Origin of the sequence: Sphingosinicella sp. BN140058 (genome assembly GCF_004135585.1) — a bacterium.
In the GTDB taxonomy this organism is placed as follows: Bacteria; Pseudomonadota; Alphaproteobacteria; order Sphingomonadales; family Sphingomonadaceae; genus Allosphingosinicella.
In genome coordinates, this window is the sequence record NZ_CP035501.1 from 1,294,183 (window position 1) to 1,317,357 (window position 23,175).

19 protein-coding genes are annotated in these 23,175 nt (G+C 68.7%); 8 read left to right on the forward strand and 11 right to left on the reverse strand.

Annotation, left to right across the window (positions count from 1 at the left end):
* Positions 1–15: 15 nt before the first annotated feature.
* The 3 genes from ETR14_RS05885 (at position 16) to ETR14_RS05895 (ending at position 6,119) form a co-directional block, all read left to right on the forward strand.
* Positions 16–2,025, forward strand: a complete 2,010-nt coding sequence (locus ETR14_RS05885) for an acetyl/propionyl/methylcrotonyl-CoA carboxylase subunit alpha (protein ID WP_129383797.1) — start codon at positions 16–18, stop codon at positions 2,023–2,025.
* Positions 2,026–2,430: 405 nt separating this feature from the next.
* The gene (locus ETR14_RS05890; RefSeq protein ID WP_165356332.1) at positions 2,431–5,478 is read left to right on the forward strand and encodes a sensor histidine kinase; all 3,048 of its coding nucleotides are present in this window, start codon (positions 2,431–2,433) and stop codon (positions 5,476–5,478) included.
* A complete protein-coding gene (locus tag ETR14_RS05895; RefSeq protein WP_129383799.1) occupies positions 5,478–6,119 on the forward strand; it encodes a response regulator transcription factor in 642 nt (213 codons plus the stop codon). Before ETR14_RS05890 ends, ETR14_RS05895 begins: the two co-directional genes overlap by 1 nt.
* Before the next feature lie 30 nt (positions 6,120–6,149).
* Here ETR14_RS05895 and ETR14_RS05900 read toward each other — a convergent pair whose 3' ends face one another.
* From ETR14_RS05900 to ETR14_RS05915, 4 genes are all read right to left on the reverse strand, one after another.
* The gene (locus ETR14_RS05900) at positions 6,150–6,761 is read right to left on the reverse strand and encodes a hydrolase (protein WP_129383800.1); all 612 of its coding nucleotides are present in this window, start codon (positions 6,759–6,761) and stop codon (positions 6,150–6,152) included.
* Between the two features lie 70 nt (positions 6,762–6,831).
* A complete protein-coding gene (locus ETR14_RS05905) occupies positions 6,832–7,317 on the reverse strand; it encodes a cupin domain-containing protein (RefSeq protein WP_206185981.1) in 486 nt (161 codons plus the stop codon).
* Positions 7,314–8,231 carry an alpha/beta fold hydrolase gene (locus tag ETR14_RS05910; RefSeq protein ID WP_129383801.1) on the reverse strand — a complete coding sequence of 306 codons (918 nt, stop codon included), beginning with the start codon at positions 8,229–8,231 and terminating at the stop codon, positions 7,314–7,316. Before ETR14_RS05910 ends, ETR14_RS05905 begins: the two co-directional genes overlap by 4 nt.
* 137 nt (positions 8,232–8,368) lie before the next feature.
* On the reverse strand, positions 8,369–10,999 hold the full coding sequence (locus ETR14_RS05915; RefSeq protein ID WP_129383802.1) for a TonB-dependent receptor: 2,631 nt from the start codon (positions 10,997–10,999) through the stop codon (positions 8,369–8,371).
* Positions 11,000–11,296: 297 nt separating this feature from the next.
* On the opposite strand from ETR14_RS05915, the gene ETR14_RS05920 reads away from it, so the two are divergent.
* Positions 11,297–12,124, forward strand: a complete 828-nt coding sequence (locus ETR14_RS05920) for a class I SAM-dependent methyltransferase (RefSeq protein WP_129383803.1) — start codon at positions 11,297–11,299, stop codon at positions 12,122–12,124.
* Between the two features lie 19 nt (positions 12,125–12,143).
* Here the strand turns inward: ETR14_RS05920 and ETR14_RS05925 are convergent, their stop codons facing one another.
* Positions 12,144–13,322, reverse strand: coding sequence for an adenylosuccinate synthetase (locus ETR14_RS05925; protein WP_206185982.1), 1,179 nt, complete (start codon positions 13,320–13,322; stop codon positions 12,144–12,146).
* A 1-nt stretch (position 13,323) separates the two neighbouring features.
* Complete coding sequence (locus tag ETR14_RS05930) at positions 13,324–14,220, reverse strand: hypothetical protein (protein WP_129383804.1); 897 nt, start codon at positions 14,218–14,220, stop codon at positions 13,324–13,326.
* A 93-nt stretch (positions 14,221–14,313) separates the two neighbouring features.
* Between ETR14_RS05930 and ETR14_RS05935 the strand changes: the two genes are divergently transcribed.
* Positions 14,314–14,982, forward strand: coding sequence for an NUDIX hydrolase (locus tag ETR14_RS05935; protein WP_129383805.1), 669 nt, complete (start codon positions 14,314–14,316; stop codon positions 14,980–14,982).
* 130 nt (positions 14,983–15,112) lie between these two features.
* Here ETR14_RS05935 and ETR14_RS05940 read toward each other — a convergent pair whose 3' ends face one another.
* Positions 15,113–15,331 (reverse strand): hypothetical protein, encoded by a 219-nt coding sequence (locus ETR14_RS05940; protein ID WP_129383806.1) that lies wholly within the window; start codon positions 15,329–15,331, stop codon positions 15,113–15,115.
* Positions 15,332–15,462: 131 nt separating this feature from the next.
* Between ETR14_RS05940 and ETR14_RS05945 the strand changes: the two genes are divergently transcribed.
* A complete protein-coding gene (locus ETR14_RS05945) occupies positions 15,463–16,344 on the forward strand; it encodes a LysR family transcriptional regulator (protein WP_129383807.1) in 882 nt (293 codons plus the stop codon).
* 118 nt (positions 16,345–16,462) lie between these two features.
* Positions 16,463–16,876: an Hpt domain-containing protein gene (locus ETR14_RS05950; RefSeq protein WP_243455780.1), complete on the forward strand. Its 414-nt coding sequence runs from the start codon at positions 16,463–16,465 to the stop codon at positions 16,874–16,876.
* Positions 16,877–16,964: 88 nt separating this feature from the next.
* On the opposite strand, the gene ETR14_RS05955 is transcribed toward ETR14_RS05950, so the two are convergent.
* Both ETR14_RS05955 and ETR14_RS05960 read right to left on the reverse strand, forming a co-directional pair.
* Positions 16,965–17,648, reverse strand: a complete 684-nt coding sequence (locus ETR14_RS05955; protein WP_129383808.1) for a type II CAAX prenyl endopeptidase Rce1 family protein — start codon at positions 17,646–17,648, stop codon at positions 16,965–16,967.
* A 223-nt stretch (positions 17,649–17,871) separates the two neighbouring features.
* On the reverse strand, positions 17,872–18,672 hold the full coding sequence (locus ETR14_RS05960; RefSeq protein ID WP_129383809.1) for a DUF4019 domain-containing protein: 801 nt from the start codon (positions 18,670–18,672) through the stop codon (positions 17,872–17,874).
* Between the two features lie 81 nt (positions 18,673–18,753).
* On the opposite strand from ETR14_RS05960, the gene ETR14_RS05965 reads away from it, so the two are divergent.
* Positions 18,754–18,936 carry a hypothetical protein gene (locus ETR14_RS05965; protein WP_129383810.1) on the forward strand — a complete coding sequence of 61 codons (183 nt, stop codon included), beginning with the start codon at positions 18,754–18,756 and terminating at the stop codon, positions 18,934–18,936.
* A 29-nt stretch (positions 18,937–18,965) separates the two neighbouring features.
* On the opposite strand, the gene ETR14_RS05970 is transcribed toward ETR14_RS05965, so the two are convergent.
* Positions 18,966–20,285 carry a tetratricopeptide repeat protein gene (locus ETR14_RS05970; protein ID WP_129383811.1) on the reverse strand — a complete coding sequence of 440 codons (1,320 nt, stop codon included), beginning with the start codon at positions 20,283–20,285 and terminating at the stop codon, positions 18,966–18,968.
* Positions 20,286–20,558: 273 nt separating this feature from the next.
* On the reverse strand, positions 20,559–22,997 hold the full coding sequence (locus ETR14_RS05975) for an ABC transporter permease (RefSeq protein WP_165356333.1): 2,439 nt from the start codon (positions 22,995–22,997) through the stop codon (positions 20,559–20,561).
* Positions 22,998–23,175 lie beyond the last annotated feature (178 nt).

The following is a 23,175-nucleotide window of genomic DNA, read 5'->3' on the forward strand; positions in this document are numbered from 1 at the left end:
CACGAGGGCGCCTGAATGTTCAAGAAGATCCTGATCGCGAACCGCGGCGAGATCGCCTGCCGGGTCATCCGCACCGCCAAGAAGATGGGCATCGAGACGGTCGCCGTCTATTCGGACGCCGACGCGCGTGCGCCGCACGTCCGTATGGCCGACGAAGCGGTGCGGCTCGGCCCGCCGCCGGCCAGCGAATCCTATCTCAACGCCGAGTTGATCATCCTTGCTTGCAAGGAGACCGGCGCCGAGGCGGTTCATCCCGGTTACGGCTTCCTGTCCGAGCGCGAGAGCTTCGCCCGCGCCCTCGCCGACGCCGGCATCGCCTTCATCGGGCCGCCGCCGAAAGCGATCGCCGCGATGGGCGACAAGATCGAATCGAAGAAGCTCGCCAAGGCCGCGGGCGTCAATGTGGTCCCCGGCTTCCTCGGCGACATCGCCGGCACCGACGATGCCGTCAGGATCGCCGGTGAGATCGGCTATCCGGTGATGATGAAGGCCTCGGCCGGCGGGGGCGGCAAGGGCATGCGCCTCGCCTGGTCCGAACAGGACGTGCGCGAAGGCTTCGAGGCGACCAAGCGCGAGGGCCTGGCGAGCTTCGGCGACGACCGCGTATTCATCGAGAAGTTCATCGAGAGCCCGCGCCATATCGAAATCCAGCTGATCGGCGATCAGCACGGCAACATCCTCTATCTCGGCGAGCGCGAATGCTCGATCCAGCGCCGCCACCAGAAAGTGGTCGAGGAGGCGCCCTCCCCGTTCGTGACGCCGGAGATGCGCCGGGCGATGGGCGAGCAGGCGGTCGCGCTGGCCAAAGCGGTCGGCTATTTCTCCGCCGGCACCGTCGAACTGATCGTCTCGGGCGCCGACACCACCGGCAAGAGCTTCTACTTCCTCGAGATGAACACCAGGCTCCAGGTCGAGCATCCGGTGACCGAGGAAGTGACCGGCCTCGATCTCGTCGAGCTCATGATCCGGGTTGCCGCCGGCGAGAAACTGCCGCTGACCCAGGACGCAGTGAAACTGAACGGTTGGGCGGTCGAGAACCGCGTCTACGCCGAAGATCCGTACCGGGGTTTTCTGCCCTCGACCGGCCGGCTCGTCCGCTACCAGCCGCCGCGTGAAATGCGCGCCGCAGATGGCGTCACCCGCGTCGACGACGGCGTCTTCGAAGGCGGCGAAGTGTCGATGTTCTACGATCCGATGATCGCCAAGCTCGTCACCTGGGCGCCGACCCGCGAAGCCGCGATCGACCGCCAGGTCGAAGCACTCGACGCCTTCCGCATCGACGGCATCGGCCACAATGTCGATTTCCTCTCCGCCCTCATGCAGCACCCGCGCTTCCGCAGCGGCGCGATCACCACCGGCTTCATCGCCGAGGAATATCCCGAAGGCTTCGCCGGCGCGCCCGCCGATCCGCTCCTCGTCAAGGATCTGGCGGTGATCGCCGCCCTGCTCGCGACCGAGACCGAGGCGCGCGCCCATTCGATCAGCGGCCAGCTCGGCGGCGCGCTGTCGCCCGCCGACGAGCACGTCGTCCGCATCGCCGGCGCCGAGCATCGCATCCGCTTCGAAGGCTTCGAGGGCGGACTCATCGCCCAGGTGGACGACAATGCCGGCTGGGAGGTGATCGCCCGCTGGGAACCCGGACAGCCCCTGATCAAGGCTAGGATCGACGAGCGCAGCCGCACCGTCCAGATCGCGCGCAAGGGCCGCCAGTGGCAGCTCACCAGCCGGGGCGCCAGCCACCGGGTCGACGTGCTGCCTGCCCATGTCGCTGACCTTTCGCGCCACATGATCGAGAAGATCCCGCCTGATCTCTCCAAATATCTGATCTGCCCGATGCCCGGCCTGCTCACCGCCTTGAACGTCGGCGAGGGCGACGCCGTCGAAGCCGGCCAGCCGCTCGCCGTCGTCGAAGCGATGAAGATGGAGAATATCCTCCGCGCCGAGAAGAGCGGCCGGGTCAAGACCGTCTCCGCCAAGCCCGGCGAGAGTCTGGCCGTCGACGCGGTGATCCTCGAGTTCGAATAAGCGCCTCCCTCACCGACTTCCCGTCCTGCCAGGGAGAGTGCCCCAGTTTCTCCCCTCCCTTTTAGGGAGGGGCTGGGGGTGGGTCAGCGACAGCGGGGCTCGATGCCCCGCTTTCGCTTCAAGTCGGAGTGCGCCGGGCGCCGGCACACTGCGCAGCAACGACCTGCACCAAGATCGCTGAAGGCCGAGGCCGGCAGCGGCGATCCTCAGGGAAACCAACGCGGCACCAGGCCGCGCACCGCCCCATCGACCGCAAGCCCGGATCGGCACGCCCCGGCGAGCATTTCGCCGGCGGTTCGGCCGCCGTCACTGGAGACGCTGCCCTGCCCCTGCTATTGCGTAACGATGCGACCGCGCTTCCGCCGCATGTCGCATCGTCGGAGCCTGGGGGAGGCGGGGGGCTGTATGACTTGGCGCGCGATCGTCCCTGGGCCGAACCTTGGCCTTTGCCAGCGCGCGCTCCTGCTCGGCGCAGCGGCGGCCGTCTCCCTTGCCGCGACGCCTTCGCCGGCCCAGGTCTCGCCGCCCGGCTTCGAGAGGTTCAAGCATAGTCGCTGGGGCACCGACGAGGGTGCCCCGAACGGTATCTTCGCGATGGCACAGGATGCGGACGGCTTTCTCTGGCTCGCCGGCGACGCCCTCTACCGGTTCGATGGGATATCCTTCGAACGGATCGACTGGCCCGCCGGCACCGCTGACAAATATGGCGACCCGACCGGATTGATGGTCAGCCGTAGCGGTCTGCTCTGGGTGGGATTCGGCGACAGGAGCGGCGTTGCGGTCTATCGAAGTGGGCGCCTCGTCGACATGCACATGCCCGATCCCCCCGCCGCGATCGCCCTGCTGACGGAGGGGTTCGACGGCACCATCTGGGCTGCCTCCGGCCGGTTCGACAAGCAGTTGCGGCGTCTGCGGAACGGACGCTGGGAATCGGTCGGCGCCGCCCTCGGCCTGCCCGACGGTGCGATCATGGGACTGGTTGCCGCTCCCGATGGCGGCCTATGGGTTGCACTGACTCATCAGGATGGCGCCACGGGCGCCCTCGCCTATCTCGCGCCCGACGCACGCCGTTTCCGTGTCTTGCCCCAGCGGGTCTCAGGAAGGCCGCGGATCGCGCTTGATCCCGGCGGAGCCCTCTGGATTTCCGATATGATCGGCACCCGGATGGCCGTCGACAGCCACGGCAAGGCGGCGCCGGTCGGCGCTCTTATCCCGGCACCGCCGAACCTGCGGACGCCGACGCTCACTTTCGATCGGCACAACGGGCTTTGGAGCACCACCTCCTCGGTGGGAATTTCCTATGTTCCGGGCGCGACGCGCCTGGCGGCCGGATCTGCGCCCCCCGCCTACGCCTTCGGTGCGGTGAACGGCCTTACCTCGGACTTCACCTACCAGGCCCTTCTCGACCGCGAAGGCAGCATCTGGATTGCCACCGAGACCGGCCTCGATCAGTTCCGCCGCGCCGCCGCCGTTCAGGAAGCGGGCATTCCGGCCGATCCCGCCCAGGGCTTGGCGATGGCCGCGGCGAATGACGGCAGCCTCTACGTTCAGTCTCGGAAAACCGTCTTTCTCATCGCGCCGGGCGACGTGCCCCGGCCGATCCTGAAATTGCGGGAGGACGACCTGTCGATGTGCGCCGCCCGGGACGGCGGCATATGGATCGTGCAGCGGGCAAGAACGCTTCGGGTGCGACACGATCGCGCGGAAGCCTCGTCCGGCCTGCCGGCTGGTGGCACGACGATCGGCTGCGCGGAGGATCGCTTGGGCAGGCTCTGGGTGGCGCTTCTGGGCCAACCGTTGATCTGGCGCGACGGCAGGGGTTGGCATACCGCCACCGGCATGCTTGCACGGCAGCAGGCGCGTGCCGTGACCGTGACGCCGACCGGCGGCATCGCCGTCTTCGGCTCGGCCGATCTGACCAGGATCGAGGGCAACCGGGTGATGATACGAACCGGCCTGCCCTCCGCGACGATGCTGGCGCGGGGCGGACGCGACGTTTTTCTCAGCGACAGCCGCGGCTTGGTGCGGCTGCGCGACGGCCATTTCAAGCGGCTCGATTCGGCGCGATTTCCTTGGTTGGCGTGGCTGCGCAGTCTGGTGCAGACGCCGCGCGGCGACACTTGGCTTGTTGCCCGCACCGGCATCTCCAGAGTCGCAACGGCAGATCTCGACCGCGTCTTCGAAGATCCGCAGTCTTCGCTGCACCGCACCCTGTTCAACTCTCAGGACGGGCTGGTCAGCGCGGCACAGCATGCCGGTTTCACGGGCACCCAATCGGCTGTGGCAGGCGATGGCCGGATCTGGTTCCTCAATCGACAGGGCGCGGCCTATTTCGATCCCGCCCGGCTTGCACCGAACCCGCTGGCGCCGCCGGTCTCCATCCGCGCCCTTGCGAGCGGCGGCACGATGTGGCGCGATCCGCGGCAGCTCGACCTGCCGCCCGGCACGCGTGCGATCGACATCACGTATGCCGGCCTCAGCCTGGTGGTGCCGCAGCGGGTAAAATTCCGTTATCGGCTCGCGGGCGTCGACGAAGGCTGGGTCGATGCCGGCACCCGTCGCACCGCATCCTATGCCAATCTCGGGCCCGGCCGCTTTCGCTTCCAGGTCATCGCCGCCAACGATGAGGGTGTCTGGAACCGGACCGGTGCCACTCTCGACTTCGAGATCCGCCCTACCTTCCTTCAGAGCTGGCCCTTCAAGGCTCTCTGCGCCGCGGCTGCAATCGGCCTGCTGTGGCTCGCTTATTCGGCACGCATGCGCTTCGTTGCCGCCCGTATCCGCCTTCGCATGGCGGAGCGGTTCGAGGAGCGCGAGCGGATCGCCAGGGAATTGCATGACACCTTGCTGCAGGCGATCCAGGCGCTGACCTGGCGTTTCCAGCTCGTACTCGACGATCTTCCGCCCAAGCAGCCTGGCCGCGCGACACTTCTCCGCGCGATCGACAGCGCCGAGCACGTGATCGCAGAGGGGCGCGACCGCGTGCGCGATCTTCGCGCCCCCAGCGACAACGAACTCGAGCGAGGCATCGACGCGCTGATCGCCCGGCAGGGTTTCGATCCCGCGGTGGCGGTCACGATCACCACCGCCGGCACGCCGCGCGCCATGGACCCGCTGGTGGTGGAAGACGTCACCCGCATCGCCGGCGAAGCCCTGTTCAACATCTGGCGTCATGCGCGCGCCAGTGTGGTTGGCATCGAGATCCGGCACGGCGCGACCTTCGCGCTGCGGATCGCCGACAATGGCATCGGCATCGATCCCGAGCATGCCGCAGGCGGGCGCGCCGGACATTTCGGGCTCGCAGGCATGCGCGAACGCGCGGCGAAGCTGCGCGGCGATCTCGTCGTCCGGCCGCTGCCCGATCGGGGTACCGAGCTGGTGCTGACGCTGCCCGCCGCGATCGCCTACAAGGAAAAGCGGCGCGGCGTGCTCGCGCGTCTGCGGAGTCTGTGATGAGCATTGCCCCAAAACCCGCCGGGCCGATCCGGGTCCTGATCGTCGACGATCACCCGATGGTGCGAGACGGCATTTCCGAAATGCTCGCCCGCCAAAGCGACATGGAGATGGTCGGGGAGGCAAGCGACGGTGCCGAGGCGATCGCCGCATTCCAGGCGGCGGCCCCCGACGTCACTCTCATGGACGTGCAGATGCCGGGGATGAGCGGAATCGAGGCGATCGCCGGCATCCGGAGCATCTCCGGTGAGGCCCGCATCCTGGTCCTCACCACCTATGCAGGCGACGTCAATGCGCTGCGCGCGATCCGCGCCGGCGCCGCCGGCTATCTGTTGAAAACCTGCGTGCGCGGCGAATTGGTCGATGCCATTCGCGCCGTCCATTCCGGGCGACGCGTGGTCAGTCCGGAGATCGCCCATGCGCTTGCCGAGCACGCCCTCGACGATCCGCTGACCGAGCGGGAAACGGCCATCCTCCGGCTGGTCGCGGACGGTCGGTCGAACAAGGAGATCGCACGGCACCTCGCCCTTTCGGTCGACTCGATCAAGGCGCAACTCAAGTCGATCTTCGCCAAGCTCGATGTCCACGACCGCACCCATGCGGTCACGATCGCCCGCCGACGCGGCCATATCGAGCCCTGAAGCGGCGAAGGTCGTCATGTCTGCCCCGGGTCAGGGATGGATCGCGGAGAAGACGATCTCGGCAAAGCCATCGGCTGTCTCGGCGCGGCGCCAGTCGCGCTGCAGCTCGCATGCTAGCTGAATCCAGGTGATCGGCTGGGCGCCGGCCTGAACGATGCGCTGCAGGCCGGCGCGATGGGCGATCAGCGATGTCCCGCCGACCGCGTCCACCACCGGATAGACGTCGAAGCCCTCGCGCAGCGCGTCGAGCGCTGGAAAGGCGAGGCAGACTTCGGTCCACAAAGCCACCATGATCAGCTTGCGTCGGCCGGTCGCCTTCACGGCGGCGACGAAGTCCTCGTCTTCCCAGGCGTTGATCGCGGTGCGATCGATCGCCGCCACATCGCCCAGCACGTCCTGCAACTGGTGAATGGTCGGCGCGTTGCGCCCGGTCGCGACGTTGACGGTGGAGAGCACCACCGGCAGGCCGTAGAGCCTGGCCGTCTTGGCGACCGCCACCACGTTGGCGATCAGCTCGCGCCGCTCCATCGAGACGATCGAGGCGACCTGCACCGGCTGGAAGTCGATGATCAGGAGCGCGGCATTGCCGGGCGTCAGCAGGTCGTCGGTGAGAGGGTCGCGGATGGTGGCGGGCGAAGTCACGGCAAATCCTCCTGGGCGCACATGAAGCGCTCGGCTTTGGTTGGCATGCTGGGTCTGACGTCGGCTCCGCTCAGGGTGCCGCCGTATACTGGGTATCGGTCGGGCCGTAGCCGCTGATGTAGACGGTGGCGGGCATGTCCCGTGTCATTGCGAAATGCGGGTCGCCGGCCGCTTCGGTGTAGACGCTGCCGGGCGGCAACGCCTTTGCAGCGCCGGCGTCGGCGGCCCGGCCGTAGCCGAAATACCAGGTTCCGCTGACCACCACAGCGCTGCGCGCATCGCGGTGGCTGTGCGCCGCGATCTGCGTATTCGCGGGAACCTGCAGCGCGATCACATAGGGTCCCGCGGCGGCCGGATCACCGAGCAGGATTGTGGTGCGGATGCCCGCGATTCCCGATGTGCCCGGCCCGGCCTCGCCCTTGGCGAGGCGGTCGATCTCCGCCGGAGTGAGCCGCACCTGACCACCTCGAACCTGGGCGGGCGCCTGCGTCGCCGCGGCCACCGCGATCGCAGGGGTCAACGATGCGATCGCCACCGCAAGACGGGTGCGGATCACCGGCCCGGGTCCAGGAATGCCTCGACCGCCGCGATCGTCGCCCTGGGATTTTCCTCCATGATCCAGTGGCCGGAGTCGGGAACGATGCCTTCGGTCACGTCGGTCGCCGCCGCCTTCATCACCACGGCCATCGTCGCGCCGAACGATTTCTCGCCGCCGAGCGCAAGTATGGGCATCGTCAGGCGGTTGCCGCCGGCCAGCCATGCGCGATTGTCGGCCGCATCCTGATCGAAGGCGGCGAACTGGGCGAAGCCGGAATGCATGCCGCCGGGTCGCGCATACAGCGCGGCATAATGCCGGCGCGAAGCCTCGTCGAACCGGTCGGGATTGGCCGAAAATTCGTTCCAGAACCGGTCGAGGTAGATGCGTTCGCGGCCGGCGACGAGCCGTTCCATGTCGGGTCCGCCGAACCGGAAGTGCCAGAGCAGGGGGTTCTTGAGGATCTCGTCCCATGGGCCGACGCCCGGCACCGGCGCATCGATCAGGACGAAACGGCGAACCCGATCGGGCTGCTGGGTGGCCAGTGCGAAGCCGACCATGTTGCCGATATCGTGCGTCACCAGGTCGAATTGCCGCACGCCCAGCGCCTGCAGCACGCCTTGCATGTCGTGGCCCTGCGTCATCTTATCGAAGCCTCCGGCGGGCCGCGCCGACAGCCCCATGCCGCGCAGATCCGGCACGATCACCCGATGATCGCGGGCAAGCGCCGCCGCGAGCGGAGACCACATGTCCCCGGTCTCGCCGTAGCCGTGCAGCAGCAGCACGGCGGGGCCGCGGCCGCCCGTGCGAACATGGATCGTCGTGCCGTTGACCGCGACGTCCCGCGCTTCGAAGGCTGCCGGAAACGGCACGATCTCCGCCGCCGAAGGAGTGGCGACGCAGAGCGCCGCAGCAAGAAGACAGGATTTGAACATTGGCGCTCCTCGAGCCCACTTTGGGCTCCCGTGATTGCCAACGGAAATTGTCAGTTCGGCATCGCGCCGACAATGCCCGCTCGGGCGCCGGATCGTACCCGAACGGGTAGGTGCCGACGCCCGGGCGCGAGGCCGTCTCAATAGGCCGCCGACAAGGTCAGGAACCACTGCCGCGGCGCGATCGGATAGGCCGAATAGCCGTTGGTTGCCGATCCGATCGACAGGGTCGATACGCCCTTGATGTCGCCCAGGTTGGTGACGTTGAGCGAGAGCTCGGCCTTGCGAAGGCGGAACGCCTCCGCCGGAAGCTGGGCGGCGAGGCGCAGCGAGGCGAGGAAATAGGATTTGACGCTGACGTCGTTCGAATAGGTGGCGAAGCGGCGGCCGACATAGTCGCCGATCAGCTGCGCCTCAAACGGTCCCGCGGTCAATGTGGCGACGCTCTTGTTCATCCATTTCGGCGTGCCGGGCAGCCTTTTGCCGCAGGTCGGCACGACTCCGCCGACGACGAGATAGCCGCCGATGCAGCTGCCGGTGGCGGCACCGATCCCGCTCGCCGCCGACGTATAGTCGCTCTGATATTCGGAAAGATTGTACGATGTCGCATTGTACAGCGACACCGCTTTGCCGAGCCGCAGGGTGAAGGCGGCATCGACGCCGTCGGTATGGACGTCGCCGACATTGACCAGGATCGAAGTGCCGCCGGTGATGCCGCTTCCGGCGATGCCGCCCGGGTTGGTCGATATGGCGAGCAGGCGGTTGTTGAACGCGACGTGATAGTAATTGATCTGCGCACTGAGCCCGATGTCGCCGCCGAAGTCGCGATTTGAGCGCAGGCCGCCTTCATAGGTCCAGCTGCTCTCCGGCTTGCCTTCGTCGGCGAAGGCGTCGAACGCGGCCTGGCTGCCCGTGAACCACGGGCCGCCGCCACCGGCGAGGTAAGCCTGGTACTGACGCAAATTCTTCTGAACGTTGAAATAGACCTGCTCGTGGCCGTTGAAGTCGTAGGTCGCGCCGACCGCCGGCAGGAACCAGCGCAGGGTGTTGATCTTGCCTTCGGGCAGGCCGCCGGCCAGTCCCGACAATGATCCCGCCTTGGGCTGCACCGGATAATGACCGTCGGCCCATTGCGCGCTGGTCTTGAAGCCGGCCTCGATGCGCAACTTGTCGGTCGCCTGCCAGCTGTCCTGAAGGTGAAGCTGCAGCTGGTTGATCTTGGCCTCGCCCTGATATTGGGTGAACAGCGGATCGGCCACCTCGCGCGGGCGGATATAGGGCGTGCTGGAGCCCGGATCGTTGACGTCGACCGCATACCAGCGGCGCCACTGCGTGGTGCTGTTATGCTCGAACCAGCCGCCCAGCTCGATCTGGTGCGCGCCGAGATCGATGTTGAGCGCCGAGATCACGCCTTCGCGGTCGATCCGATATTCGGTGGTGCGGGTGATCAGGCCCGAGCCGCCGGTCGCCGCCACCAGAGCGGCGCCGCTGGCGGCGGCCTGGGCTGCGGTCAGCGCCGTGCAGGCCGCCGGACGATTGCCGTTGCCGTTACCGCCGAACCGGCAAGTGGCCGGCAGCGTCGCATAATTGGGATCGAGATAGGGCTGGGCGGTGGTGATAGATTGTCCGAGCGGGCCGGCAACGACTCCGGCGCCGTCATTGTGGTGGTAATAGCCGGTCGTCGACCAGCGCACGCCTTCCGCCAGATCCTTGTCGAAGCGCGCATAGGCGAGATAATCGGTGCGCTGCGCGTCCGAATAATAATTGCGGTAATTGCTGCCTTCCGCCGCCGGTGAATTGCCGAAAGGGCTCAGATAGGTGGTCCGATAGGTGGTGAAATCCGGGTAGAAGAAGGGCTTGGTATAGGGCGTGTAGAGCTGCACCGGAGTCGCCGTGCCGCCCGCCGAGGGCTTGAAGAAGACGGTGGCGTCTTCGTTCGGCTGGGTCATGTCGTTATAATCGAAATAGAGCGTCAGCTTGCCGATGTCGGAATCGTGGACGAACTTGGCATTGGCCTGCCAGCCGCCCTGCCGGCCGTTGAAGTCCCAGGCACGGGCGCGCTGACGCGCACCCGAAATGTAGGCCCGGTTGGCCCCGCCGGCGCCGAAGCCGCCGCTGTCGACCCGAACGAAGGTACGTGACGTGTCGTAGCTGCCGATCGTCTGGCCGAAGCGAATGCCGAAGGCGTCGAGCGGATCCGACGAATAGGTCTCGACGGTGCCGCCGAGATTGCTGTTCGACGCGGTGGCGAGATCGCCTGCGCCGGTCGACACGATCACCCGCTCGACATTCTCCGAGATCACCGCCCGCTGCGGCGACAGGCCGTTATAATTCCCGTAGCTCTGGTCACCGAGCGGGATGCCGTCCATCGTATAGCCGAGCTGGTTGGCGGCGAAGCCATGGATGAAGAGCTGCGCATTCTGCTCGTTATAGCCCCACGGATCGGCGGTGATGTAGAGCACGCCGGGCAGCGTCTGGATCGCCTTCAGCGGGCTGATGCCGGGCAGGATCTTCTGCATCTCAGTGCCGGGCAGAACCACTGCGGTGCGGGTCTGCCGGCCGGTGACGACGATCGCCCCCTCGGTCGCCTCGTCGGCTCCCGCCGCCGCACCCTCGTCCGCGGCCGCCGAAGCTTCCGTTCCGGCAGCCTCCGCCGAGGTCTCGGCCTCTCCCGCCGTTGCGCCGCTCCCTGCGCCCGGAAGCGCCAAAGCCGGCGTCGCCTGCGCGAGCGCGATCGCCAGAGCCGAAATCGAAACGGACGGACGTAGCATGATCTTCTTCCCCCTCTTGCTGCACCGCAAGATGCAGCCCGGGGGCGAGCGTTAGCGCGCTTCTGCGCGGGTCCGGTGACGGCACAATGGCAGTTCGATGACTCTGGCGCACGGGATTGTGACGGCGGTGCCGGCGGTCTCTCGCCCGCTAGAGGGGGCCCGAACGTTGGCGGTCGCCGATCTCCGCGCCCAGCGACAATCGACACCATTCCCCATCGACCGCGGCATCGAGCGGACACACGCCGTGTCCACATGTTCCGCCTTTCTCGGCGGTCCGCCGCGGGCAGGAGTTCGAACATGGCAATACCGGTCACCAACCCCAACAAGGCGCTTTGGGAGCAAGGCGATTTCACCCGCATCGCGGCGACCATGCGCGAGAGCGGCGAGGCCTTCGTCGAGACGCTCGGCATCCGCCCCGGCCTTGCCGTGCTCGATCTCGGCTGCGGCGACGGCACCTCCGCGCTTCCCGCCGCACGCCGGGGCGCGGACGTGCTCGGAGTGGACATCGCCGCCAATCTGGTCGCCGCGGGCAGGGATCGCGCGCGCGCCGCGGGCCTCGACAATCTGCGCTTTGAGCAAGGCGATGCCTGCGATCTGAAGACTCTCCCCGATGCCGACTTCGACCTCGTCATCAGCCTGTTCGGCGCGATGTTCGCTGCGCGCCCGCACGATGCCGCCCGCGAGATGGTGCGAGTCACCCGGCCCGGCGGCCGCATCGTCATGGCCAACTGGATCCCCGGCGATCCGACCCTGGTCGCCCAGATCCTCAAGATCAGCGCTGCCTACACGCCGCCGCCGCCCGAAGGCTTCGTCAGCCCGATCCTGTGGGGGCAGGAGGAGCATGTCGTCGACCGCTTCGCCGCGGCCGGCATCGCGCCCGCCGACATCGGCTTCACGCGCGACGAATGGGTGTTCCGCCTCAATGGAACGCCGGCGGACCTGCTCGACCTTTTCCGCACTTATTACGGCCCGACCATGAACGCCTATGCCGCCGCCACCAAAGCGGGACGCGACGCCGCGCTCCATGCCGAGCTCCTCGACCTGTTCGAGAGCCAGAATCGCGGCGGCCCGGGCACAACGGAAATTCCAGCGACCTTCCTCAGGGTAACCGCCGCGAAGCGCTGATTTCCTGCGTTTAGATCGGTCAGTTCGCCGCGCCGCGGAACTGGGCGGTGACCGCAAGCCCGCTTGCCGTCTCGACGGCGGCGACCAGCGCCGCGGCCGGGCCGGTGCGGACCTCGCCCTCCTCGTCCAGCCAGGCGAAGCGCCCGTCCCGCGCCTGATCGAGGCAGGTCAGCGCGATCGATGGGCGAACGGTGAGCCGCTCTGCCGCCGCGGCGACGTCGGCTGCGATCCGCGCGCCGAGTCGGGCGGGCGAGAGCAGACCGAAGCGAAGCGTTTCCTGCCAGGTATTGGGCCGGTTGGTCGGGTCGTCGACCGCATAGAAGGCATCGATCGCCCGCTCGTCCTCCATCGGCCCGCGACCGTGGCGGGTGAGGTAGCAACGGCTGACGTAGAACGCATCGAGCCGGTCAATGCCGGCGTCCTGGGCGATCGCGACCATGTTGGCGAGCCCGGTGTTCGCCCGGGTCACGTGCGGGAAGCCTAACGCGTTCTGATCGAGCAGCAGGCCCTGCGCCGCCTCGAAGATCGGCGCGCCGAGCGCAGCCACGCCGCCATCGGCGCACGGCGTGACGGCGTCGGCGAAGGCCCGGCACTCCGCGAAGAAGCGCGCGAGCACTGGCTCCGCCCGGGCCTGGGCAAGCGGCCCTGCGCCGGGATCGAGACCGAGCGCAGCGCAACGCCGCGGCAGCCATTCGTCGCGCACCGCCTGCAGCGCCGACGCCAGCCCGTCGCCGCCGAGATCGCCGACGGCAAGGCCGAACGGAGTCTCCTCGCAGCGGCCGACCGTCTCGCCCAAGCCTAATCCGCAGCTGCCATGCCGCCCGCCGCCCCGCGCCTGCTCGAGCGCCTGGTTGACCATCATGTCCCACGGCGTCGTCACCCAGCCGCGCGGATCGGCGGTGACCAGCGGCGCCGCGCCAAGTCCGGCCAGAGCCGACCGCTCCTCCGCGAATAGGATCGGGTGCGAGACCATGAACCGCGACAGATGGGTTCGGACGCCGCGCAGGGTGCCCGATCCGAAATGGTGGAAGACGTGGCGGCGGCCCTCGATCGCCACCGTGTGTCCGGCCTGGGCGCCGCCATTGCTGCGCACCACCACCGCCTCCGGCCCCGGCGCACCGGCCAGCGGGGCGGCCAGCCAGTCGACCGTCCGCCCCTTGCCTTCGTCGCCGTAATTGGCCCCGATCACGGCACGCATCTCAGGCGCGCGCCATCCAGGGCAGGCGCCGCAGCGCCGCCGGCACCAGCCCGCTCGCCCGCGCCGCGCCGCCGCCCGCCGCACCACAAGCGGCGGTCCGGCCGACCGTGCGCTCGATCGCCGCAACGATTGTCTCGGCGAGCCGCGCCGGATCGGGCAGATGGATCACCCGTCCGGGCAGGATCGCCTCCCACGAGGCGCGCACCCGCTTCATGTTGCGGGCGGCGTAGCTGCCGTCGACGATGATGTGGAACACCTCGTACCCCGCGCTGGCCAGCCGCACCGCCTCGCGCCCGGAGAGACCGCGGCGCGCGTCGACGCCGAGGATACCGGCAAGCTGGTCGCGCTCTACGCCGTCCAGCACCGGCTCGTCGCCGACGGTGAACAGGAAGCCCTTGCCGCCCCTCTTCTCCGCAGCATCGTGGACCGTTTTCAGGCCGGCAAAGGCATGCGCGAGGCAATAGCTCTCGCCGTCATTGCCGCCGCCACCGCCCTCGAGCCACAATTGGCGCAATTGCTCGATGATTCGGAGGTCGGCCTCGAACTGGGTGACCTGCAGCGGCGCCCGGTCGTAAAAGGCATCGCCGATCGCCATCGCCAGGACGTGCGGATCGCTGACCGGCCGCCGGTCGAGCAGGGCCGTGAACGTCTCGTTGAGGCCGCGCACCACCAATTGCTCCGCCAGCATGCCCATCGATCCGGTGACGTCGACCCCGATGATGATCGGAGTCGACTCCGGATTCTCGGCGCTGTCGCGGGACTCGCGAAAGGCGATGCGCGCGGGATCATAAGCGGCGTCCATGCCGCGTGCGCCGAACAATTCCGCGCGGCTGCGCCCGTGAACGGCACTGGCCGCATAGGCCTCCCAGTCGCGATTGCTCCAATTGCCGTGTCCCATCTCTCGTCTCCAGGCTTCGCCGCAGCGACCGCCGCTCCGGCTCGGAATAAGATGTACTTTGCATTTTAAACGTTAAGATGCAAGTCGTATTTTATGGTCGAGACATTCGAGAAGCCGATCCTCACCGTGGACGTGGTGCCGCTCACCCTCAGAGAGGGGCGCTTGTGCGTGCTGCGCGCGGCGCGAACCGCCGAGCCGTTCGCCGGCCGGCCGGCGCTGATCGGCGGCTATGTCCATGTCGACGAGGACCGCCATCTCGGCGAGACGGCGCGGCGGGTGCTCGCCGCCAAGGCGGGGCTGCGCAACCTCTACGTCGAGCAGCTTTCGACCTTCTCCGGCGCCGATCGCGATCCGCGCGGCTGGTCGGCGAGCGTCGCCTATTTCTCCATCTCCCCGGCCGAGGCGCTCGGCGACGCGCTAACGATGCCGGGCCTCGAGCTCGCCCCGGTTGAATCGGCATCGGGGATGCCGTTCGACCACGATCATATCCTCGCCGCGGCGCTCGCCCGGCTCCGCGGCAAGGGCGCCTATTCGGACCTGCCGGCGCGCTTCCTCGGACCGGAATTTACCCTCGCCGAGCTCCACCGCGTCTACGAGATCGTGCTTGGGGAGCCGCTCAACGTCGATGGCTTCCGCCGCAAGGCGATGGAGCGCGATTTCCTCGAGGAGACCGGCGACAAGCGCCGCGAACCCGGTGCCAACCGCCCGTCCCTCCTCTACCGGCTGAAACAGGGCTATGCGGTGTTCGACCGGCGGGTGTGACCATCCCTCGCCAAAGCCGGGTGACGAACCCCGCCGCCGAACGACCGCGCCGACGATTTTCCCCATCCAGCCCTTGCCGGAGGCGGCCAGGGGGTGGCCCTTCTTCTAGCCTTCCGGCCCCCGACGCTCTTCAGAGGCTCACCACCTGGACGAGGAGGATCGCCGCGCCGGGCTCGCCGGTGGCGAGCGCGGGCGAAATGCACAGCCACGACCCCAGCAGAAGCGGTGCCGCAGTCAACAAGGAGGCTGCGGCAAGGAGCGGGGTCAGCATCGAGCCGCCTCTTGCCGCCGGCCGCTCCGCGGTCCGCCCGCGGGGCGGTGCCGGGCGCTCGTCTTCACTGTTGCTCACGCTACGTCTCCTGCCGCGTCATCCCGCGCAGCCCGGCCGTTTTCCGCTTTCGCGAACCAAGCGAAAAGCGCTAAGTTCAGCTGACTTCATAAGTCTTTTCTTATGACGAGCTGCAACCGGAAACAGGCCGCATGAAGAGTCGGGAGCTCAAGGCCCTGATCGCCGTCGCCGAAGAGCTCCATTTCGGCCGGGCGGCCGAGCGGCTCGGCATGGCCCAGCCGCAATTGAGCGCGCTCATCCGGCGCATCGAAGCCGACACTCGGGTGACCCTCTTCATCCGCCGACCGCACGTCCGCCTCACCCATGGCGGCGCCGCCCTCGTCGACACCGCCCGCGAGATGCTGGCCGGCCTGGAGGCTGGGGTCCAGCGCGCCCGCGCGATCGCCGCCGGACGCGCCGGCCGGGTGAAACTGGGCTTCTCTCCGGTCGCGATGTGCAGCGACCTTCCCGAGATGCTGCGCAGCTTCGCGGAGGCGCATCCGGACGTCGAGCTCGATCTGTGCGAAGGCACGACGGCGCCGCTGCAGCGCCGGCTGGAGCAAGCCGCGCTCGACGTGATCATCACCCGCGAAGCCCCGCAGGACGAGACGACGGCGAGCCTGCGCTTCGCCTTCGACCATATCAACCTCATCCTCCCCGCCCGCCATCCCGCCGCCGCCGCCGCGGGCTCCGTCGAGCCGGGGCGCCTTCGCGGCGAGGCGTTCACCTTGTTTCCGCGCGCTGCGGCGCCCGAATATCATGACCGGATCATGCGCTGGGCGGCCGACGCCGGGCTCCAGCCCGTACTCAGCCGCGAAACCGACAGCTGGATGGCGAGCATCGCCTTCGTCGGTGCCGGCCTGGCACTCGCCTTCGGCACCGATTTGCTCAGCCGCATCGCCGTCCCGGGCATCGTCTATCGCAATCTGGCGGCCCCGCCGCTCGACGTCAGTTTCTGGATGAGCTGGCAGCCGGGCCGCCTCTCCCCCGCGGCGCTCCGCTTCGTCGAGCACGTCCGCGCCACCCGCCCGTAACAACGTTAACCGGGCGGGCTTCGCCGACGGTGGCCGCCTGGGCATGGGGGCGCGGTACCGCGGGAAAGCCGCGTCGCCCGTCAACCCTCTGTTTACCCTCTGGCGATACGCCATTCAGGTGGACACGATCGATTCTCGCGACGAAGAGCTGGTGGACTGGAAGGTCCATGCCCGCACCCGTACCCAGCTCGGCCCCGCCTTCGTGCGGATCCTCGGCTATTTGCGGGAGGATGGCGACAAGTCGGTCGAAAGGATCGAGGATGCGATGCACCGCAAGGATGCCACCGGCCTCGTCCTGCCCGCCCACACGGTGAAGACGGAGGCGCGCCAATTCGGTGCCGAGCCGCTCGGCGCGCTCGCCGAGGAGATCGAGTTCGCCGCCCGCCGCGCGATCGAGGGCCATTATTTCCCCGACGACCTCGTTCCCCAGGTGGCGCGGCTGCGGCCGCTCTACGCGCGCACGATCGAGCTGCTGGAGCGCGACGCCAACCCGCTCTGCCAGCGCACGCCCGCCCGCGCCGCCGGCGCCTGATCGGCCGCACCCACGGCGCCGCCACGGGGCCGCTCTCAAATCGCAGCGGAGACGAGGCTCGCCAGCAGATGGGCGAAGGCATGTGCGATCATCGCCGCCTCCAGCCCATTCCGCACGTACAGCAAGCCAACAGGATTCCGGGCAGCGCATTCGCCGCCAGCACCGCGACGACCACGCCCGCATGCGCATCCGGCGCGATCAGGAACAGCAGCGGCAGATGCCCCGCCGCGAACAGCCCAGCCGCGGCGATGATCGCCACTGCCGCCGCCGCCCGCGGCAGCCGCTCGGGGCGCCCGGCCACTCTCCAGCCGAGCCACGCGATCAGCGAAACCAGGCCCCAGCGGGTGATCAACTCCTCGACGATGCCGCCGTAGAGCAGCTTGGCCGCGAGCGGCAGGTCGAACGATGCGGAGGCGCCCTGCGCGCCCGCACCTGCGATCAGCCGGTCTCCGACCGTGATGCCGTAGAGCACCAGGATCGCAGCGACGGCGACGCCGACGATCAGAGCGGGAGGAAGCTGCCGGCGAAGGATGGCAAGAGCGCCCTTCGGTTGCAGCCAGGCATCGACCAGCGGCGCCCCTAATCCGATCCGCCGCGCCGTCAACTCGCCGACGAGCAACGCGATCGCGGTCAGGAGCGCGGGATTGATGATCGCGAGCAACCGCAGGGTGAAAGGTGGGATCGGCTCGGGGACCAGGCTCTCGAACGGCACCAGGAGCAGGGACGCAACGCCGATCGCCCCCGCGGCAAGCAGCACCTGCCATCGTCGCATATTCGCTCTCCATCATTATTGCCGCGCCAGCGGCCTTCGTCTCAGGGATCGGGCGTTTAAGGGATCGGGCGTGACGCGGCAGTCGGACGCAGCAGAGCCGCCGGGACGGAGATGCAAAGAATCGGCGTTGCCGCGACGAAAGACTGGCGCGGCAGGGGATCCGTGATCGCGCCCGCTGCGCTCTCGGTTGTGCCGTCGCCCGGGGGCGGCGGCACCGATCGTCTCAGCGGATGAAGTAGCCGGCGACGCGCCAGCCGCCCGGGTCGCGCACCATGATCACGGTTTCCGTCGCGCCCGGCTTCCGGGCGAAGTCGGTCCGAAACAGGATCACCTCGTACGCGCCCGCCGGTGCACCCGGCAGCACATCGGTTTTGGTGACGGTCTGGAAGGTCCTTTTGGAGACCGCACCCAGCGGGCCGCGGACGCTCTCGATCGTCCGCGCCCATTGCGGCGCGGTGATCTGGGACGTGAACAGCGACGATGCGCTCCGCCAGCTGTCGTCCCACCGGCGGCCATCGACCAGCGCCAGCCATGCGCGCGCGGGCTCCAGGCTCGCCGAAGCGGATGGAGCCGTGATGGCGACCGCGGGCGCGGCGCCCGCCTGTGTCGCTGCGACGCTTCCGCCGAAGACCGATGACAGCGCGACGGCTGCGATGACGAGCGACATGATCAGCATTCCTCCACCGAACCAGGCCAGCCGCTGCGCCCTGTGCTTGCGGCGGCCTGCAGGCTCCGCAGAGGCCATTGGATCGGCCGCTCCGGATACCCCCAAAAACTTGTCCGCCGAAGAATCGGGGGCCGCTTGTTCCCGCTCGGCCAGCAGCCGGGCCGCCTCCCGGCTGCTCGAAACCTCCAACTTGCGGCGCGCGTCGCGGAGCCGCTCGTTGATCGTGTGGACCGACAGGCCGAGATGGCTGGCGATCGACTTTGCGTCGTGCCCCGCCACCAGCAGCCGCAACGTCTCCTTCTCGCGTTCGGTGAGCGCTGCCACGCCGCTGTTCATCGTGCCGGTAATCTGCTGCATCCAGGATAAAAGAGGATGCGACCTTTCTATCCCTCCGGCCCGGCCGATGTCATCCCGCTGCTGCGCGAGAGGGAGCCCCCGATGCTCTTTCTCAGCCTGGCGCCACGCTCCATTGCGGACTTCGCAGAAACAGCGCCGAACGTCCGGGCTGCCTTCCCGAAGGCAATCAAGGGCAAGCCGGAGAACGAAGGTCCGCCCTCGCTTGCCTCAAGCGAAGGCAGCCACTCCGCGACCTGCACCAAGCGTTGCATCAGCGTGCGGTAATCGCGATGTCACACGAGCGCCGCCCCCGCTCAGGCGGCGAGCTGCGCCCGCCAGCGTGCGTCGCGCGGCGAGGGGCGGCGGTGGAGGCGGCGGTCAAGCAGCGCGCGGGCTTTCGCCGCCTCGCCGCTCCGCATCAGCGCGACCAGCAACATGTCCTCCACGATCTCGCGTTGCGCGCCGCTGCCACCGATCCGCGCCACCTCCGCCATGACCGGCTCCAGGATTCGGATGCACGCCGCATGATCTTCGGCGGCGAACGCCATCGCGGCGCGTGCGATTGCGGGAACGACGGCGCCCGCCGGGAGCGCGCCGTCGGCGATCCTCCGCTCAAGCGCGGCCGCGCGGGTCTCCAGCGCCGGAGCGTCGCCCAGCGCCGCCTCGATCAGCGCCATGTGCGGATCGACGAAGGCGTGGCCCGGTTCCGGAAAGGCGCCGGCCGCATAATCCGCAATCTCCTTCCAGCGATCCGGCGTCGGCGCATGGCCGTATGCCTGCATCCGCCAGAGCAGGGAGGCCGCGTCGCTGACGATGTTGATCGGCGCGCCCTGCGACACCGACGGGTGGACGTGGGCCTCGTAGAGCGCCAGCGCCGCGGCCGCATCGCCGCGCTCCAGCGCGGTGAGCGCGGCGTGCCAGGCGATATGGCCGTGGAGGATGCCGCTGCGGTCGTAATCGGGAAGCCAGCCGGCGATCAGCGCGTCCGCATCCTCTCCGGCGCCGCCCTCGAACATCGCATGGGCAAGGGCATGGACGCCATTGGCGTTCTGCCGGCGCAGTTCGAACGCGCGCTCCAGCATCGCGCGCCCGCGGGCGACCTCACCATGTTCGGCGAGCGCCCAGCCGCGATAGGTGAGGAACCACCAGTCGTCGGCGTCGAACCGGCCGGCGTGCTTCTCGACGAGCGACACCCGCGCCTGATCGTGGTCCGCCATGCCGGAAAAGGCGAACAATCCGAACGCGCCGAGCGGGAGTGACAGGATCAGGATGTCGCGCGGCCAGAGATCGACATGGGCGAGCGCCGCCGCCAGCGCCTGCCGGGAACGGCCGGCGATGGCGTCCGCCAGCACCGCGACATGGCTTGCCTCCCGCTCCGTGCCGTTGCGCGCGACGATCGCTTCGGCGGCGGCGATCCGCGCCCGCGCCGCGGCCGGTTCCGATCGGATCGCATGCGCCCGTGCCCGCGCGGCCTGTGCGAGCGCGAAGTCCGGATCGGCAGCGATGGCGGCGTCGAGCATCTCCGCCGCGCCGGGCCAGGCCGCCAGCATCAGCGTCACGCCCTGGCGATAGAGATCCGCCGCCTGTTCCGAGGATGTCGAGAGCGGAAGTCCGTGCGTGTCGAGGAAAGCCATGGTCCCTCAGGTAGGCGTCGCATCCGGCGATCGCCAGACGTCCACCGGCTCCGCCTGGCGCGTTTACGCGCCGCCGCCGGGTGATTGCGTCCGGTGGGGACAGGCGACGTGAAAGGAAAGCGCGCCGGACGAACCGGCAGCCCGGCGCCACAACTCCACTGCCGCACCTCCTTCGCGATCGTCGCGTGCCTCGCGCCTTCGGGGACTGGCTCCCAGGGGCGCGCCACGGCTCTCAATGCCGCGAGGGACCTCGCCATCGTGACAACCCGCCTCTCAGTCGCGCCGCAAGGCCAATGCGGGCTGGGTTCGCGACACCTGCGCGGCGTGGAACGCCACGGCCATGAGCGCGAGAACGAGGGCGAGACCGGCGGCGCCGCCGATCGCGGGATAGGGCATGGCGATGCGATAGGAGAAGCCGTTCAGCCAATGGCGCGCGATCAACCAGGCGGCGGGACAGCCGATCGCCGCGGCGATCAGCACCGGTTTCGCAAAGTCCCAGAGCAGCAGCCGCAAGATGTCGAGCGATCCGGCGCCGAGCACCTTGCGAACCGCAATCTCGCGGGTCCGGCGCTGCACGGCAAAGGCGGCCATGGCGAGCAGGCCGAGGCACGAGAGCGCCGTCGCGAGCGCCGCGAAGATCGACAGCAGCCGCATCTGCCGCGCCTCGCGATCGTAGAGGCGATCCAGAAGATCGGCCAGCAGATCGCGCTCGATCGGCCGGTCGGCGATCCGGGATCGCCAGACGCGGTCGATGGCAGGCAGCAAGGCGGACAGGTTTTCCGGCCTGAACCGAACGGAGATCGCGCTCGCGGCCGTGTCGTCGACGATGAACATCTCGGCGCGCACGGAGGAACGGAGCGACCGGAAATGGAGGTCGGCAACGACTCCGACGACCTCGTAGGCGGTGTCGCCCTGCCTCAGCGCCCGTCCGATCGCGCCGGCGGGGTCTTGATATCCCAAGCGGCTGGCGGCCGCCCGGTTGAGGACGATCGGAACGGCGGCCGAGGCGGGCCGCGCCGCGTCCGTCGGAGCCGATCGGATGTTCCGCGTGCGCCCCGCCAGCGCCGCCACGCCATAGGCCTCGAAGAAGGAAGGGTCGACACGGTGGAAACCGAGCTGGACGTCGCTGAGGGCGCCGGCGGGGCGGACGGACAGATTGTCTTCCGAAACGTCGCCGGGAACCGCCGACGATGAGGCGACCTCAATCACGCCGGGAAGCGTGCGAAAGCGGTCCTTGAGCGATTTCGCGAGCGCCTCCTGCCCACTCCCCTCGGGAACGCGCACGACTAGGATGGCATTGCGGTCGAAGCCGAGATCCGCCTCCCCTGTCATCCGGAACTGCAGCAGCATCGTCGCGACCACGGCGAGGAGGCAAATGGAGATCGCGAACTGCCCGACGACGAAGGCGCGCCGCGCCCGTCCGCCCGCTCCGAAGGCGAAACTGCCGTTGAACACCGCCGCCGGCCGGATCCTCGAGGCCAGCATGGAGGGATACAGGCCCGCAGCGACCGCGGTCAGGAGGATCATTGCCGCGACCCCGGCCCAGACTTGCCAGATGCCCGCCTGCAGCGGGTTTCCGGCGAGCCCGAGCAGGTTCGCGGCATAGGGCCCGAGCAGCTCCGACAGCGCGATCGCGACGACGCCCGAGGCGCTGGCGACGACGATCGCCTCCACCAGGAATTGGGCGAGGATCTGCCGCGACGATGCGCCGACGACCTTGCGCAGCGCCACCTCCCGCGCCCGCAAGGTGGATCGTGCCGCGGTCAGGTTGGCGAAGTTCACCGACGCGACGACGAGAACGAGCAGGGCGACGGCGGCGAGGCTCATCACGCCCGCACGGCTCCCCGGCGGACGCATCGCCTCCAGCTCCGCGCCTTCGAAATGGACGTCCCGGATCGGCACCAGCCGGAATGCGAAAAGATCATGGGCCGCCGGCCCGATCGCCGCCACCAGGCGGGGCGGCAGCCTGCGGTCGACCACGGCCGGCAGCCGCGCGAGGATGTCTTTCGGATCGGCGCCCGGCCGCAGCCGCGCATAGGTGTGGAAATAGGCGCCCGCCCAGCTGTCCGGAATGTCGCGAATCTCGTCCGTGTTCGCCGCGAAATAGGCGGCATGCGGGACGATCAGATCAAAATCCATGTGGCTGTTCGAAGGCAAGGTCTCGAACACCGCCGAGATCGTAAAATCCCGCGCCACCGGAGCGCGCAGGCTCAGCCTCCGGCCGACCACGGCCGTGGCGCCGAACAATTTCTCAGCCAGGCGCGCGCTCAGAACCACGGATCCAGGGTCGGCCAGGGCGGTGCGCGGATCGCCTGCCAGCGGGGGAAGCCCCAGCACGCCGAGAAAATCGGGATCGGCCGCGACGATCTTCTCGCGAAACGGCGTGGCGCCGCGGAGCACCTCGCCCTCCACCGCGAAGGCGCGGCTCACCGCCTCGATCTGCGGGAATTCGGAAAGGAGCGCGGGCTTCAAGGGCCCCGGCGTGAGCGCGATCTCGATCGCTGGCTGACCCGGGACGCGCTCGACCGTGTCCACCCGGTACAGGCTGTCGCTGCCCGGCAGGAAATCGTCGTAGCTGAGCTCATAATGGACGAAGAGCCCGACGAGGATCACGCAAGCGAGGCCGAGCGCCAGCCCGCCGAGATTGGCGAGCCCGAACCAGCGATCCGCGACCATCGCCCGCAAGCCGGATCTGACGAAATGGGACAGCATCCACGTCTCCCGCTTCATTTGCCGGCGGCAGCCACGCCCGGCGCAAGCGCATTCTTCGGGCCGAGCCCGGGCGCGCGCCCCGATTCTTGTCCACCCGTCGCGCATCGCGGTCAAGCTTGCGCGGCAGCGCCGGTCGGAGGGGCCGGCTCCTCACGTTTGCCAAGCCAAGCGGCGGCCG